This window comes from Planococcus sp. RAB007_Raresut (genome assembly GCF_057369535.1).
Genome location: NZ_JBXYIF010000003.1, coordinates 62,262 through 78,969, shown reverse-complemented (window position 1 = coordinate 78,969; position 16,708 = coordinate 62,262). Strand labels below are relative to the sequence as shown.

The window sequence follows — 16,708 nt, the reverse complement described above, 5'->3', positions numbered from 1 at the left end:
GTACCGCAATAATTTTATTATTCAAAATAATTCACCAAAAATAAAAGGATGCACGGGGCAGCCTTTAAAGAATATCTTCAAATTCATCTTTTTTCGGTCTAGGAAATTTAATGATTTCACGTTCATCGACCGCTTCCTGTATCAGTTCTTCGAAAGCGACAAACCCTTCATAATATTCCACTTTGTCGAGTTTTGGTTTTGTCTTGGGATTTGCCGGCGTGAAAATCGTACAGCAGTCTTCGTATGGTCTGATTGAAATATCATGTGTACCGATTTGCATGGCTGTGTCGATAATTTCCAGCTTATCTGTCGAGATCAATGGGCGTAATACGGGTGTATTCGTAACAGCATTGATTGCGTACAGGCTCTCGAGAGTTTGGCTCGCCACCTGACCCAGACTTTCACCGGTTATGATCGCTTTTGAATCTGTAGCTTCAAGTACTTTGTCTGCAACGCGCATCATCATGCGGCGGGTAGAAGTCATGGTGATATTGTCAGGCACTTGTTTATGGACTTCCTGCTGAAGCTTTGTAAACGGAATGATATGCAGATTAACGGAAGAGCCGAATTCACTTAGCTTTTCAGCCAAATCAAACACTTTTTCTTTCGCCCGGTCATTCGTGAATGGCGGGCTGAAGAAATGGATCAATTCCAATCGGACTCCTCTTTTCAGCATATGATAACCTGCAACCGGACTGTCGAGGCCTCCCGACAGCATAAGCAGCGCTTTACCGCCTGCTCCAATCGGCAAACCTCCTGCACCTTTGATCACTTCCGCCGTCATATAAGCCGCTTTGTCACGGATTTCCACTTTCAATTCAATATCTGGATTCTTCATTTGAACTGACAGTTCAGGATAAGCGCGAAGAACGGCAGAGCCGATTCCATGGAGAATTTCCGGTTTTTGAAGTTCGAAGTCTTTATTGGCACGCCTGACCGCAACTTTAAAACTTTTGTCTTGCAGCTCCATTTTACCTACCAGAGCAACCGCAGCTGTTTGCATTGCTTCAAGCGACAATTCTGTTTCAGTGACTGGACTGAATGATTGGATGCCGAATACTTTAGGCAATCTTGCAATCACTTTTTCCATATCTTCTTCGCTGTCTGAATTGATGAACATGCGGTCGCGTTCCGCTTTGATCTGCAATTTCCCAAGATCGCTGAAAGTATGATGAATATTATCCCGTAGCCGTCCAATGAACGAACTTCTGTTTTTGCCTTTTGTGGAGAGTTCGCCGTATCTGACGAGAATTTGATTTGTCTTCATTTATATTAAACTCCTTTAATAATCCGATGGACCTTTTTGAATGCTTGTTGAAAAATACTGATATCCTGCTGATTTGTAAACGCGCCAAAACTGATGCGTATGACACCATCCCGATAAGCAGCTGGAATTTCCAACGCTTCAATCACATGGCTCGTTTTTTTGTTTTTCGATGAACAGGCACTGGATGTAGAAACGATAACCGATTCATCCTGCAGTCCTGAAACCAAAATTTCCCCTTTAACGCCCTTCATGGCAACCGACAAAATGTGCGAAGCAGCATTTTCCGGACTGATGACCATAATATCATCAAATGTACTGAAAAACTCTCTCAAGCTTTTATTCCATTCTTTAAATAGTGGGTTCGGCTGAGCAATTCGCAATGCTTTTGCCGTTGCCGCGGCAAGGGGCACTGGCACAGTTCCGCTTCTATAGCCGGATTCCTGACCGCCGCCCAAGATGACCGCTTCTGGCTGAACATCGTTGAACGCCAGGATTCCGCTGCCTTTGAGTCCATGCAATTTATGGGCTGACAGGGTCAGCAGGTCTGGCATATTATCTTTGTCTAAAGGAATTTTCCCAATGCTTTGAACCGCATCTGTGTGGAGAAAAGTCCGTGTGCCTTCCAACAATTTTTTAATCTCAGCAATCGGATTTACAGCTCCTGTTTCGTTGTTGACATGCATCAGCGTTACGAGAATCGTATCGTTTCTGAGGGCATCCTTCAGTTCTTGCAAGTCGATATGTCCAGATTTATTGACGGAAAGTCTAGTGATTTCAAAGCCTCTGTATTCAAGTTCTTCCAATGATTTCAATACTGAGGCATGTTCGATGGCCGATGAAATGATATGGCGTCCGCGCTGCTCATAAGCTGCGGCTGTCCCGAGAATTGCCAGGTTATTCGATTCCGTGCCGCCTGAAGTGAAAACCACCTGATCCATATTTAAAATCTGCGCGATTTGTTTGCGCGCTGATTCGAGCAGATTTTCAGCGTCGTTCCCGATTTTATGAAGAGATGCAGGATTTCCAAAATAATGCTCGCTGGCTTTCATGAAGGTTTCCAAAACTTCTTGTTTAGGTTTAGTTGTTGCACTATTATCCAAATAAATCATAAGATTACCTCCGAAAAGAAAACCACCAGCATGGGAGCTGGTGGTTTTCTTTTTTTTGTTGGTACTGTAGTACAGAATTAAATAACGGGCGCGGTCGCTTTTCTTTGTCCAGACTCCCGCGGCCCAGCTCTTCGGGTCATAAGCCACTTTGTGTCTAGACTTTAGTGCCTAGCTCTTCGGGATATAAGTCAAACCAGCTGCGTGGCAAAGGACGCCACTTCACTGCTTCGTCTTATACCTTTCAGAGCTGAACAGGCACTTCCGCTTTTCGAGACTGTGCGGCTGAAAACACGCCGCTTCGCCAAATCGTCTTACGCTTGTCGGAGCTGAGCGGCCGTTTCCGCTTTTCTATCTATACTCTCCAAGCACTTTCCTTGCCAAGCACTTCAATCCGTTTCATGGATCCCGGCTCAAAGTTTTCAACGGCAGTCGCAGCTTCTTCCAGCGCCTTGGTATAGCGGAGCTGACGGAATGACTCCTCGGCTTCCATTAACTTCTGGTTCATCTGAGGATTTGTTTTACGGTAACGGTTTCCATACTGGATGATCCGTTCGATCAATTGAACATTTTCAACCATTTCAACCGCTTTTTCCTCGACTTCTTCAATGGACCGTTCAGCTTTCACCAAATAATTGTCCACTAACTTCATGTTCAGAGGAACTTCCTGCAGGCCTTGCATTGCTACAAACAGATTTTCTTCCGCTTCTTCAAGTCTGACATCCATTTCTTCGGGGATACCCGGGGTGTTGGCTTTATGTAGCATTCTGTCTGTTTCCTGCAATTTTCGTTTCAGCACTTCGAGTCTTGCACGGGCTTTATGCTCATCTGTACGAAGACTTTTCAGCGATTCAGAGAAAGTTCCCTGTGTTGAATCCAGGTTTTCAAGTTCCGTACGGATTTCACTCAATTCCTGCTGAAGGCTTGAATAGGCCGATTGGTCTTCATTTGTCCGGGATTCGAGCAAATCAAAACATTTCTGTAATTCTTCTAATGCTTCCAGACAGGTTTTTGGAATTTTAGCATCGTTTTCCGAGATTTTATAACTTTGCTGCACAACAGCACATTCATCGGACATTTCACGTGTTTCCAAAGTGACTTTTTCAAGTTTTTCAGCTGTGTCATTTTTATGCTGATCAACATAGTGTTTGGATTCAACTTCTTTTTCAAGAAGTTCGTAATAGGAATCCACTTTTTCTTTCATTTCCTCTACTGCGTTCTTCGGTTCTTCAATATTTAAATTGATCACCTGTTCTTTAGCAGTTTCGAGTTCAATTTCCATCGCATCCAGCTGTTTGGCAATTTCAAGATGCTCCAGATAATAGCTTTGAGATTCCATCTCGCGGATTCCGCTGCGAAGCTCATTAATATAAGAAGGGATTTTGGACTGGATATCCGCAAGCAATGGCGGAATGACTTCAATCAACCGGAAAATATTCTTGCCTTCGCCCGATAAGCTGATGACAATCTCACGCGCTTTTAAATAGTTCCCTTCAGCAGTCAATTGATCATATTCTTCGAATAATGGAGTGAAGGTTTCCAGCTTCTTCTCAAGTGGTACGGCAGCGGCGCCATATGAATGCTGGTGAGCCAGCAAGCTTTTTCTCGCTTGTCTGTACTGGTCTCTGAGAAGATCCATTTCACTGCGGTTCTTTTCATCACTGCCGATCAGTTCTTCCAGTTCAATGAGAATTTCATTCATCTGGCGGTCGACCTGATCGATTTTCTCTTCCGCTTTGTTCTCGGAAGCAGTCGCCTTCCCGAATTTAAAACGGTCGACAGCATCCTCCGCGTCAAAAAGCATACCGTCAATCTGCGGAATATGTACATCCATCACTTCTGTCCATGTAGCGCGCCAGCGTTCGAACATTTCCTCTGTCTGGCCGTTCATGTTGAGTTGTTTCACTTTTGTCAGTTCTTCCAATATCGGTTTATTTTGTATTTGCAGTTTTAATTGTTCCAAGCGTTCAATTTCCGCGTGATGCTTCTTTCGAAACATAAAGCCGACGATAATTACCGCTAATAGAATGATGACCGCAATGATGATATACTTCACCATAAGTCATATAGCCCCCTGTTCAAAATCACATTTCCAGCTCTATGTAATTAAAATATCTAGATTCTTCTATTTTAACATGTTATTTACGCTTGTGTTCGCGAAAATTAAATAAAACAGATAAAATTTTTCATTTTAATCGAAAGCAGGTCGATCCATGAAAAGAGATGCGCACATCCATTCCCCTTATTGCCCTCACGGCACCAAAGACGCTTTGGAAGCCTATGTCGAGAAGGCGCTTGCTTCAGGATTTACGGATATCAGTTTTACGGAACACGCTCCCCTCCCCTCTTCTTTTGAAGACACGACTCCCGACAAGGACAGCGGGATGGATTTGAAAACATTATCCTCTTATCTGGAAGCTGTACACAAAGTGAAAGACCTTTATAAAAAAGATATCAAAATACGCACTGGACTTGAAGTCGATTTCATCCAAGGCTACGAAAATGAAACCCGCCTTTTCCTCGATGAATTCGGTCCGATGCTGGACGATTCGATTCTGTCGGTCCATTTCCTGAAAGTGGACAAGAAATACATTTGCATTGATTTCAGTAAAGGTGTATTTATGGAAGCCGCTCAAATTGCGGGCACAACTTCAGATTTATATGATTTGTACTACGATGCAGTGGAATTATCGATTTCAGCCGATTTAGGGCTATACAAGCCGACTCGAATCGGACACCCGACATTGATACACAAATTCCAGCTTGATCATGGTGAAAAAATAGACGACAGCAATCGCATAAAACAATTGTTCCGGTTTATCGCGTCAGCGGGATACGAAATCGATTTGAACAGCGCCGGCTTCTCAAAACCAGGCTGCCAGGAATCCTATCCGCCTCAGATTTATCTTCCTTATGCGGAATCATTGGGAATTCCATTGGTCTACGGTTCTGATGCACATAGTGTTGCAGGCTTGCATAAGCATCACGAAAAACTCTATAATAAATCCACCATAAAATGAAATGAGGGTTTCCATGTTCACTCAAACAGATTACAGCGGAACACGCACTGAACAATATTCAATGCTCGGCAAACAATTGGATGCACTGCTTACTGGCGAAACAAACAGAATCGCCAATCTAAGCAACGCTGCCGCTCTTCTCAACCAATTCCTCGAACGCATCAATTGGGCAGGCTTCTATCTTATGGAAGAAGGCGAACTGGTTCTTGGACCATTCCAGGGTCTTCCAGCATGTGTCCGCATTCAAGTTGGACGCGGTGTCTGTGGCACAGCGGTATCTGAGAAGAAAACGATGCTGGTCGAAGATGTCCACCAATTCCCAGGCCACATCGCCTGCGATGCTGCATCACGTTCTGAAATTGTCATTCCGCTGATTAAAGACGGTGAAGTATTCGGTGTACTTGATATCGACAGTCCAGAACTCAGCCGCTTTACAGAAGAAGACCAGGAAGGCCTTGAAGCTTTCACCGAGATTCTGATTAGTCATTTATAAAATAAAAGCCGGAAATTCCAATTGGAATTTCCGGCTTTTTCTATTTAGTGACTGATTCGATGTGACTCGCAGAAATTGTGCTGATAATCTTTTCACGCGGCACCGCCAGCCATTTCTCCACCTGATTGATTACTGCCGGTTTGGCATAATAATACCCCTGCACCTCCTGGCAAATCAGCTGATGAAGGAAATTGCTTTCTTCCAGCCGTTCGATTCCTTCCGCTAAACATGTCAATTGGAAGCGGTCGGCCATCGAAGCGATCGTCGTCACGATTCGCTGGCTGTTTTGATTGCTGTCGACATTTTCAATAAAATCGCGTGGAACTTTGATTTTATCAACTTGAACTTTGGCCAGAATGCCGAATGACGAGTAACCTGTGCCAAAGTCGTCAATCGCAATGCGGATGCCCTTCGCTCGGAGCGCATCAATTTTAGCCAGATCTTCCGGCCGGTTCTCGAATAAGGACCGCTCCGTCAGTTCAATCTCCAGCCGGTCCGGCTGAAAGCCGATCTTTTTCAGGATTTGCAGCACTTCTTCGACAAATCCTTCCTGGCGAATTTGTATAAATGATACGTTTACTGCCAACTTCAATGGACGGCCGATGGAATCAGATAGCATTTGAACTTCCCAGCATGCTTTTTCAAGAATCCATTTGCCCAGCGGCACGATGAAACCATTCTTTTCTGCAATTTCGATGAATACTCCTGGAGAAATCATGCCCATTTGAGGATGATCCCAACGGATGAGCGCTTCCACTCCAACAATCTGATTGGTTTTCAATTCAATTTGAGGCTGATACACTACATGAAATTCTGAATCCAGATTCGCCTGATACAGAGCTTCTGAGATCTGCACCTGATTCATCGTGCTCCTTTTTAACTTGTCTGATGAAAACACGATTTGGTTTATGCCATCCAGTTTTGCCTGGTCAAGCGCAAATTGAGCATGGCGCATCAATTCGTCGCTTGAATCCCCATCAGGGCCTGACAATGCAGCACCTATATTGAAATTCAATTGATAATCGTGGCCAAACAAATCATACGGAGCAGTTAAATATCGCAGAATTTCTTTCAGATTCGAATCCAATTCGGCAGTTTCGAAATTTGAAGTTGCGCCAAGAAAAGTGCTCCCTTCTCCTTTCGCCAAATACGTTCCGTCAGTCATTTTTGCTTCAAGACGCTGTTTGACCATCAGCAGCAATTCATCCGTCCGTTGATGGCCTAGAACATCATAAACGGACTGGAATTGATTCAGTTCCAATTTCCAAAGTAAAAGCTGTGATTCTTTAAGTTCATGGTCAACATATAAATTAAAGTCAAAACGATTCGGGATTTTCAAGAACGGATCGAGATAAGCAGTTTCTTCTGCTTTGTGGATGTAGTGATACAACAGTTTTTCTTTATCTTTTATAGAATAAAGAGCAATCAGGCCAATGATTCCAGCAATCGAAAACAAAATCATCCGGATAATATGATCTTCGATCCCCAGTAAGACGGTTAATTGCTTGGGCGCTGTCATCATTAAAATACCTAATCCCACCATTGAAGAAACAAATGAATAAAGCAACATCCTGCGACTTTGCAGTGCCATCGCCATCAATAAATAGAGAAAGGTCAGAGACCATATGGTGGTCGCGGCATCTTCTATAAAATACAAAAGGATCAGCGGGAACAGCATATAATTCAGCAAATAAACATGGGGCCGCACTTTTTCGCTTCCCTGCTGCTTATTAACCCATAGCGATAAAATCCCCAGAATAATCATTCCTAGTGGAACGGGATATTCCAGAAAAGTGGTTTCCTGCGGATCCAGCAGCATGTATAAACCAAAAATCAATCCACCCGCTAAATTCCCCCATCCAATCGCGTCTCCGATACGGCTCGTGAATTTAGACTTCAAACTCTCTGTTTCACTTATGTAATTCTCATTAATCCTATGTAATGTCATGTATTTAACCTCATCCAGTGGATTTCTATTTTTTTGCAGATGCATTCATTGTGTTATCGGCAAAACATCACATTTCTTTACCATTTCTTAAGTATTTCCATTTTTCAGGTTCAAACCGATTAATTTAGTATAGTTAATATAGCACATTCTTCTTCTTAATCAACATCTCCTTTACAAATTTCATCAGTCTTTCAAGGGTAGATCAAACTGCTTTCTATCAAATAAACAGCAAAAAGCCAAAGGAGCAAATAGGAAGCTCCCTTGGCTTTATTTCATCTTCATTATGGTCTTGCCTCATACGGTCCGCTTTCTTAAATCTCTTGCAGCTTCGCTTCTGGAGCGACTTTTTCAAATGCTCCGCTTAAATCAGCGATGATATCATCGCTGGCTTCCAAGCCGATTGACAGCCGCAGCAAGGAATCCGATATGCCCATTGCTTCCCTCGCAGCTTCCGGTACTACGGCATGTGTCATCGAAGCCGGATGCTGAATCAACGTTTCTGCATCACCAAGGCTGACAGCAATTTTAATAAGTTCCAGAGCGTTCATGAATTTTTTCGCTTCCTTTTTACCTCCGTCCAACTCAAACGAAATCAAGCCTCCACCTTTTTTCATCTGCTTCCGTGCCAATTCATATTGAGGATGGCTCGCGTCGGTTGGGTAATAGATTTTACTTACCCCAGGCTGCTGCTGTAAGAATGCAAGAACTTTTTCTGCATTGGAAATATGGCGGTCCATTCGGACATGCAGTGTCTTAAGCCCTCTCAATAGAAGCCACGCGTCAAACGGCGACATGATTCCACCGACATCTTTTTGGACAGTCATACGAAGATGCTGCATTTCTTCTCCGTCTTTGCCCACGAGAATACCTCCGATGACATCCCCATGGCCATTGAGGTATTTGGTTGCGCTATGTAGCACAAAGTCAGCGCCCATTTCAAGCGGATTTTGCAAATAAGGTGAACAGAAAGTATTATCCACTACCACACGCAGACCGTGTTTCTTCGCGACTTTTATAGCCGCTTCCAGATTCACAAGTTCCATAGTGGGATTGATCGGCGTTTCCACATAGATGCAAACCGTCTCAGGTTTGACAGCTGCTTCAATTTCTTCTTCTGTAGTCATTGAAACCAGGTCGTGTGTGATACCGTATTTTTCTTCCATTATTTCAAGCAGCCCAAATGTGCAGCCATAGATCCCCCGTGAGCAAAGGACATGGTCATTGGCTTTCGTCAGATAAATAAGAATCGCACTTACCGATGCCATGCCGGAACCAAACGCCAGCGCCCCTTCGCCGTGTTCGATTTCAGCCATACGTTCTTCCAGCACCCGAACTGTTGGATTTCCCAGCCGCGAATAAATATTGCCTTCGGTATTGCCAGCGAAACGATTTTCCCCTTCTTCCGCTGTGGCAAATGAAAATGTTGAAGTCTGATAAAGCGGTGTTGCTAAACTATCGTGATGTTTCGAGCTGTCATACCCCTTGTGAATTACAGCAGTTTCCATACTCATTTTTGATTTCTCCATTTTTTACACCCCTTATGCATAAATAGAAAGCGCTTACATTATTCAATTATATTCTAACGTGAAATCCAAGAAAAGGAAAGCCGGCATTCTTATATGTTTATTTAACAATTGACTTTGATTATGGAAATCGGTTATACTATGCTTTGTGTAAAATAATCGCAGCAGTTGTATGTGCCTGCTTGTCCATTTTATTCCTTATAGGAAAACAAAGGTTTCTAACGAGGCCTGTGTCCAGACTATAGAGGTGTATCGCGTAACTCTTGGCTGCTGAGCGAAGGTACAGGACTATAAAATGGCTTGCAGCATGAATGCATCTGGTTTTTATTTTACTCTAAAAACCAACAACAGAGGAGGAGACTTATATGTCTCGTTATACAGGTCCAGCATGGAAACTGTCCCGCCGTTTGGGTATTTCCCTTTCAGGCACAGGTAAAGAATTAGAAAAACGCCCTTACGCACCAGGTCAACACGGTGCTAACCAACGCAGAAAAGTTTCTGAGTATGGTTTGCAATTGCAAGAAAAACAAAAATTGCGCTTCATGTTCGGTGTAACTGAACGCCAATTTAAAACGCTATTCAACAAATCTGGCAAAATGCCAGGTAAACACGGTGAAAACTTCATGATCTTGCTTGAAGCTCGCCTTGATAACGTTGTTTACCGTTTAGGTCTTGCGCGCACTCGCCGCCAAGCTCGCCAATTAGTAAACCACGGACACATTCTTGTTGATGGCAAACGCCTTGACATCCCGTCATACAGCGTGAAACCAGGACAAACAATCGCTTTCCGTGAAAAATCAAACAACCTTGACATCGTCAACGAAGCAATCGAAGTGAACAGCTTTGTTCCTGAGTACGTTTCAATCGACGCTGACAAAAAAGAAGGTACATTTGTACGCTACCCAGAACGCAGCGAATTGTCTGCTGAAATCAACGAGCAATTGATCGTTGAGTACTACTCACGTTAATCTTTCGATTTCAAACCCCGAACCGGACCTCCGGTTTGGGGTTTTTCTGTTCCATTCAGCCATTCTGACTTTATGATAAACTGGAGAAAACGGAGGTGCAGCAATGAGACTGATATCAATATGTCCAAGCAATACAGAATTGCTGGCTTTTTTGGGCGCAGAAAAAATGCTGGTCGGCATCGATGATTACTCGGATTGGCCAGAATCTGTCACCCACTTGCCGAGACTTGGGCCGGACCTGTCCATCCACATGGATGAACTTGAAAAACTCGAACCTGATTTGGTGCTGGCATCATTAAGCGTTCCTGGCATGGAGAAAAACGTAGAAGAATTGAAAAAGAGGAAAATTCCTCATATCATTTTGGATCCTCAAAGCCTTGAGGACATCGGACAGGATTTACTGACAGTGGGAGAAGCCTGCGGAATTGACGCCCTTTCCGCTTATGCGGCGTATACTTCAACCATTGAAGAAATAAAATCACGTTCTGCTGCTGTCGAAACCCGCCCGTCACTATACTGGGAATGGTGGCCAAAACCAATATTTACTCCCGGAAAGGTGAACTGGCTGACAGAAATCAGTGAAATTACAGGAGGCCGCAATCTATTCGACGACAAAGACCTAGCGAATGTCCAAACTCACTGGGAGGATGTCCATACCCGCGACCCCGATTATATCCTGCTCGCTTGGGTTGGGATTATGACAGATAAAGTTAAGCCGGAGCTGGTCCGCAAAAGACCAGGCTATCAAGACATGAAGGCATCCGGAAATATCCATGTCATGGAAGAGGAACTTTATTGCCGTCCTTCCCCCCGCTTGCTGCAAGGTGCAATCAAGCTAGGCAAGCTGATTCATCCGGAATCATTTGAATCGATGGAAGTTCCGCCATTCTTGCAGCGCGGATAACTCAACGGCCCCTGTATTTTTGATATTCCTTCTATATAATACAAAAAAGCAACGCCACCAAATCGGTGGCGTTGCTTTATAATTGGAATCCGTATTTTAAAGATCTCGTGAACCTCTTATTCCGCCAGTTCGACGTTCATCACCGATTACCGGGTCGTTGTCCGTAAAACGGTCACGATCATTATGATCCGGAATGTCTACGGTGTCATCTTCCACCAGCACAAGAATTTCCCCTTCGTTAAAGCGGTTTTCATAATCTTTCGCTTCATCTTCAGGAATACCCATACCGATCAATGCACCTGCAAGTCCACCAATACCCGCACCTGCTGCGGCACCGGTTAAACCAGCCACAATAGGACCTGCGGCTACAATTGGCCCGATCCCTGGAATCGCAAGTGCGCCCAGTCCGGCAAGTACACCGCCAAGACCACCAAGTGCTCCACCGGTTACTGCCCCCGTTGCGGCGCCTTCACCGGCATGTGTGCCTGTTTCTTCTGTTACATTTCGGGTTTCTTCTTCATTTTTACCAAGGACAGATATATCTTCAGATCGATGCCCTCTTCTTTTTAAATCCTCGATTGCTTCAATTGCTTGTTTTTCTGAACTATAAGATCCGACTACTCTTGACATTATTACGCCTACTTAGATTTGTAAGTCAATAGAAAATCTCTCACATTTCAAAGTTACCCTTTGAACTAAGTGTTAAACATCACTGACTTTAAACCCCTGCAGCACAATGTTTCAGGAGAAGAAGAATTCGTTGTGAAAAACTGATTAAGCTTTGAATTGCACCATGTGATATTTCTTTTTGCCTCGGCGAATAATGGCAAACGCATCCTCAAGACGGTCTTTTTCGTCTATGACATACTCAAGTTCCGTCACTTTTTCACCGTTGACCGAAATGGCTCCGTTTGTAATATCTTCCCTTGCCTGCCGCTTCGAAGGAGAAATACCTGCTTCCACAATAAGATCGACTATGGACTTCGGTTCCCGTTCCATTTCAATAGAAGGAACATCTTTAAAGGCAGCTTTCATCTCACTTGCGGATAATGCTTTCAAATCTCCGCTGAATAATGCTTTCGTTATGCGCTGGGCATCTTCCAAAGCAGCTTCTCCGTGTATTAATTTCGTCATTTCCTCAGCCAGCACTTTCTGAGCTTTACGCAGATGTGCTTCTGTTTCAACCGAAGACTCCAGCGCTTCGATGTCTTCACGGCTGATGAACGTAAAGATTTTAAGGTATTTAATTACGTCCGCATCGGAGGTGTTGATCCAGAACTGGTAAAACTCATAAGGAGATGTTTTCTTCGCATCCAGCCAGACAGATCCACCCGCAGATTTTCCGAATTTCGTGCCATCCGCTTTTGTTACCAGCGGAATTGTTATGCCGAAAGCTTTAGTTTCCTCCTCATGGGTCTTGCGGATAACTTCCAATCCAGAAGTGATATTCCCCCATTGGTCTGACCCGCCGATTTGAACTCGGCAATTGTAATTATCATATAAATGATTAAAATCGATAGCCTGGATTAATGTGTAGGAAAACTCCGTAAACGAAATACCTGTCTCCAGGCGTGACGCCACTGAATCCTTGGCAAGCATGTAATTGACTGAAATCAATTTTCCGAAATCACGCAGGAATTCGATGACGCTCATTTCACCAATCCAGTCACGGTTGTTGACCATTTTAGCACCATTTTCAGTCTGGAAATCAAAGATTTGCTGCATTTGGACTTTGATGCCCTCAACGTTCCGGTCGATTTGGTCCGTAGTCTGCAATTGGCGTTCTTCATTGCGGCCCGATGGGTCACCGATCATACCTGTTGCTCCGCCGACCAATAATATCGGTTTGTGGCCGTGCAACTGGAAACGGCGCAAAGTTAAAAGAGGTACAATGTGGCCGATGTGCATACTGTCTGCTGTCGGATCCACCCCACAATATAGTGAAATCTTTTCATTTTCCAGCACATCAGCCAGCCCTTCTTCGTCTGTCTGCTGGTACAATAAACCTCTCCATTTAAGATCTTCTAATAATTCATTCGACATTCCGATTCCTCCTCAGGTACAATTACTTTATTACTATGGATAGCAGGATGAATTCCCCAAAAACAAATTTGGATATGATGGATTTTTTGCACCATATAAAAAAGCCCCTGCATGTCAGACATGCAGGGACGCAATTGCGCGGTACCACCCAGCTTGAAGGAAATGAATCCTTCCACCTCTTTTGTGCCAACCGGGACACAGCCGAAAACTCCAAACCTGTAATTCAGATTCTGCATTTTTACCGGTTTGCAGCAACCACCGGCTCTCTTGAAAAAATAACAGATCCTACTTCGGATTCTTCATCGTTTTAATATTAAAATATACTAACAGTCTACGTTATTATGATAGATTGTCAATAACTTAGTCGACAATATAAGAATATGCTATAATATAAAAAGATTTTAGGGGGTAGATAATGTGCGCGAACGATTAAAATACTGGCAGCAGAAATCCGAAGACACATACCATAAATGGAGTTCGACAAAATGGGCGAAAGGCTTGAATATCACGTCAGGGGTTTTATGGAATCTCGCAATCCTGATGGCCATCATCCTTGTTGTCGGCGGTGTTTTTGCCGCATCTGTTGGAGCGGGATATTTCGCTTCTCTGGTCGACGAAGAACAGCTTCGCACTGAAAGCGAAATGCGCGGAGAAGTTTACGCTTATGAGGAAACTTCGGAAATATTCTTTGCAGACGATCAGTACTTAGGCAAACTGAGAACCGATCTTGAACGTGAAGAGACAAAACTCGATGAAGTTTCTGAGTATGCCATCAATGCTGTTTTGGCTACGGAAGATGAATATTTCGAAGAGCACGAGGGTATTGTGCCCAAAGCGATTTTCCGTGGGCTGTTCCAGGATGTTTCGAATGCCGACAGCCAGACTGGTGGTTCAACGCTGACTCAGCAACTGATCAAAAACCAGATTTTGACAAACGAGGTTTCCTATGAACGTAAAGCCAAAGAGATTCTTTTGGCAATGCGTCTCGAGAAATTCATGACCAAAGAAGAGATTTTAGAAGCTTACCTGAACATCATTCCTTATGGAAGAAACTCAGCGGGAACCAATATTGCAGGAATTGAAACTGCTGCCAACGGAATTTTTAATGTGGAAGCAAGCGAATTGAATCTGCCACAGGCAGCTTTCATCGCCGGAATCCCGAAAGCTCCATTCCGCTATACACCATACTCTTCAGGCGGAGGGGTCAAAGAACCCGAGTATTTGGAATTTGGCATCGACCGAATGAAAACTGTTCTTTTCCGTATGCTTGAAACCGAATATATTACTGAAGAAGAATACAATGAAGCACTTGCCTACGATATTACACAAGATTTCAGAACGGATGAAACCCGTTCATACGAAAGATATCCACACATTACGACTGAAGTTGAAAAGCGGGCTACCCGTATAGTCATGGATATTCTGGCTGAAGAGGCTGGAATTGATCCAGCAACACTGGAAGAAAACGATAAGTTATTCGAAGAATATGAGATATTGGCTGACCGGGCCGTCCGCTCAAGGGGATACCGGATCCATTCAAGTATCAGCAAAGATCTTTATGAAGCTCAACAAATAGCCAAAGATTCATACGAAGCTTACGGCCCCACTTTGACGAAGACAATCGTCAATGCTGAAGGCCAGGAAGAAGAAGTCCCGATGCCGGTCCAGGTCGGCTCGACGACTATTGAAAATGACACAGGCCGAATTTTAAGTTTTGTCGGAGGCCGTGACCATGAAATCTCTAATTTCAACTATGCTTCTCAGGCAAACCGTTCAATAGGTTCTACAGCTAAACCGTTGCTGGTCTATGCTCCAGCCATTGAGTACGGTAAAATAGGTGCCGGCAGCCCAGTGGTCGATGTGAAATTTGAAATAATCGATAATGATGGCACACCTTGGGGACCAAGCAACTTTATCGCAACAAGCGAACAAGGCATCATGCCGGCGCGTGATGCGTTAGCGCAGTCCCAAAACTTACCGGCAGTTCGACTTTTTGCACAGATCCAAAACCAGATGCCGATCGATTATTTGATGAATAACGGCTTAAGCGCTGTTGATGAATCGGATAACGGAAATGTCACTGCCGCTCTCGGAGCGGGAGTTGAAGCAACAACTGAAGAACTTGCCAATGCTTATGCAACATTTGCAAATGGCGGAACTTTTGCCAAAGCATCCATGATTGACCGTATTGAAGATGCAGAAGGAAATATTGTCTACGAACATAAAGTGGAAACGAAAGAAGTTTATACACCACAAACTTCATATATCATCACGGATATGATGCGAGACGTATTTGACGGTGCTCGAGGTACAGCTAACCGTGCAAATAATCTATTGAAATTCAGTTCTGATTTCGCCGGCAAGACCGGTACTTCACAGGAAACACGTGATGTCTGGCTCGTAGGCTATAATCCGAATGTCACAATGAGCGTATGGCTTGGCTATGACCAGGAGAGAAACTCCCTGGATATCATGCGCAACAGCAATTTGCAGCCTTCGACACGCGTAAACCAGGTATGGGCGTCCTTAATGAATGCTTCCTATGATGTTAATCCTGAATTCTTTGGAACACAGGAAACGTTTAAAGCACCTGAAGGCGTTGTAAGCCGTTCATTCTGCGGCATTTCAGGACTTGCCCCAAGTGATGGCTGTTCTGGCGCACTTGTCCGTTCTGATCTGTTCAACGCAAATGTAATGGTACCAAGCAAAGCGGATGACAGCCTGACAACCGGTAAATATACAACGATTGACGGCAAACGCTACGCTGCTCTTTCATCAACCCCTGCAGAATTCACTTCAGGTGGCGGTGTTGGAGTCTCCGAAGACTTTATCGACCGGATTCTTGCTCCTTTCGGCGGAGATGCAAGCAAGCTGTTCCCTGCTGATTCACGATTCTCAAATGTTGTTTCATCAACAAGCTTTGATGCAGATGACGCAGCACCGGCAGGAGTTCAAGCAACTCTTGATGGCCGATCGCTCAGCTGGAGTGATTCTTCTTCAAATGATGTCATCGGCTATCGGGTCTACAGAAATACTGGCGGTGCAAATTCGAAAGTCGCTACAATTTCTGAAGCCGTTAGCAATTCATTCACAGTTCCAGGTCCTGGCAGCTATTATGTAGTCGCCGTTGATATCACCGGCAGAGAGTCTTCCAACTCCAACGCCGTATCGATTGATGCGCCTGAACCTGCTGAGGAGGAACCAAGCGATACACCAGCTCCACCGCCTTCGGCTCCTCCTGCCACTGAGCCGGATGAGCCTGAAGAACCGGATGAGCCAGCCGATCCACCAGCAGAACCCGAGGAACCTGAGGAACCGGAAGAACCCCTGGAGCCGACAGATCCACCGGACGAACCGGTTGATCCTCCTGTTGAACCAGAGGAGCCCGAAGATACAGAAGATGCAGCATAATAAACTTAGAGCAGTGCCACTTATA

At 44.3% G+C, this 16,708-nt stretch carries 12 protein-coding genes and 1 other annotated feature; of the genes, 5 read left to right on the top strand and 7 right to left on the bottom strand.

The window, feature by feature from the left end; genetic code table 11:
• Positions 1-64 precede the first annotated feature (64 nt).
• The 3 genes from thiI to ezrA form a co-directional block, all read right to left on the bottom strand.
• Positions 65-1,267: a tRNA uracil 4-sulfurtransferase ThiI gene (gene thiI, locus AC2Q9J_RS07010; protein ID WP_499038413.1), complete on the bottom strand. Its 1,203-nt coding sequence runs from the start codon at positions 1,265-1,267 to the stop codon at positions 65-67.
• Between the two features lie 5 nt (positions 1,268-1,272).
• Positions 1,273-2,376: a cysteine desulfurase family protein gene (locus AC2Q9J_RS07005; RefSeq protein ID WP_499038411.1), complete on the bottom strand. Its 1,104-nt coding sequence runs from the start codon at positions 2,374-2,376 to the stop codon at positions 1,273-1,275.
• Positions 2,377-2,728: 352 nt separating this feature from the next.
• A complete protein-coding gene (ezrA, locus tag AC2Q9J_RS07000; RefSeq protein ID WP_499038408.1) occupies positions 2,729-4,432 on the bottom strand; it encodes a septation ring formation regulator EzrA in 1,704 nt (567 codons plus the stop codon).
• A 154-nt stretch (positions 4,433-4,586) separates the two neighbouring features.
• Here ezrA and hisJ point away from each other — a divergent pair, with 154 nt between their 5' ends.
• Together hisJ and AC2Q9J_RS06990 are read left to right on the top strand one after the other, a co-directional pair.
• Positions 4,587-5,393 (top strand): histidinol-phosphatase HisJ, encoded by an 807-nt coding sequence (gene hisJ / locus AC2Q9J_RS06995; RefSeq protein ID WP_499038406.1) that lies wholly within the window; start codon positions 4,587-4,589, stop codon positions 5,391-5,393.
• 13 nt (positions 5,394-5,406) lie between these two features.
• Entirely contained in the window at positions 5,407-5,886 is a 480-nt protein-coding gene (locus AC2Q9J_RS06990) for a GAF domain-containing protein (protein WP_499038404.1), read from the top strand.
• A gap of 40 nt (positions 5,887-5,926) precedes the next feature.
• Here AC2Q9J_RS06990 and AC2Q9J_RS06985 read toward each other — a convergent pair whose 3' ends face one another.
• Positions 5,927-7,834, bottom strand: coding sequence for a putative bifunctional diguanylate cyclase/phosphodiesterase (locus tag AC2Q9J_RS06985; protein WP_499038402.1), 1,908 nt, complete (start codon positions 7,832-7,834; stop codon positions 5,927-5,929).
• A gap of 311 nt (positions 7,835-8,145) precedes the next feature.
• Positions 8,146-9,360: a methionine gamma-lyase gene (gene megL, locus AC2Q9J_RS06980; protein ID WP_499038400.1), complete on the bottom strand. Its 1,215-nt coding sequence runs from the start codon at positions 9,358-9,360 to the stop codon at positions 8,146-8,148.
• Between the two features lie 362 nt (positions 9,361-9,722).
• Between megL and rpsD the strand changes: the two genes are divergently transcribed.
• Together rpsD and AC2Q9J_RS06970 are read left to right on the top strand one after the other, a co-directional pair.
• Complete coding sequence (gene rpsD, locus AC2Q9J_RS06975) at positions 9,723-10,325, top strand: 30S ribosomal protein S4 (RefSeq protein WP_084246529.1); 603 nt, start codon at positions 9,723-9,725, stop codon at positions 10,323-10,325.
• A gap of 103 nt (positions 10,326-10,428) precedes the next feature.
• Positions 10,429-11,229: a cobalamin-binding protein gene (locus AC2Q9J_RS06970; RefSeq protein WP_499038397.1), complete on the top strand. Its 801-nt coding sequence runs from the start codon at positions 10,429-10,431 to the stop codon at positions 11,227-11,229.
• Between the two features lie 96 nt (positions 11,230-11,325).
• Here the strand turns inward: AC2Q9J_RS06970 and AC2Q9J_RS06965 are convergent, their stop codons facing one another.
• Positions 11,326-11,859: a general stress protein gene (locus AC2Q9J_RS06965; RefSeq protein ID WP_499038395.1), complete on the bottom strand. Its 534-nt coding sequence runs from the start codon at positions 11,857-11,859 to the stop codon at positions 11,326-11,328.
• Positions 11,860-12,003: 144 nt separating this feature from the next.
• Positions 12,004-13,272, bottom strand: a complete 1,269-nt coding sequence (gene tyrS, locus AC2Q9J_RS06960) for a tyrosine--tRNA ligase (RefSeq protein WP_499038393.1) — start codon at positions 13,270-13,272, stop codon at positions 12,004-12,006.
• 121 nt (positions 13,273-13,393) lie between these two features.
• Positions 13,394-13,584, bottom strand: a binding site (T-box leader).
• 105 nt (positions 13,585-13,689) lie between these two features.
• On the opposite strand from tyrS, the gene AC2Q9J_RS06955 reads away from it, so the two are divergent.
• Positions 13,690-16,683 carry a transglycosylase domain-containing protein gene (locus tag AC2Q9J_RS06955; protein WP_499038391.1) on the top strand — a complete coding sequence of 998 codons (2,994 nt, stop codon included), beginning with the start codon at positions 13,690-13,692 and terminating at the stop codon, positions 16,681-16,683.
• Positions 16,684-16,708: the final 25 nt, after the last annotated feature.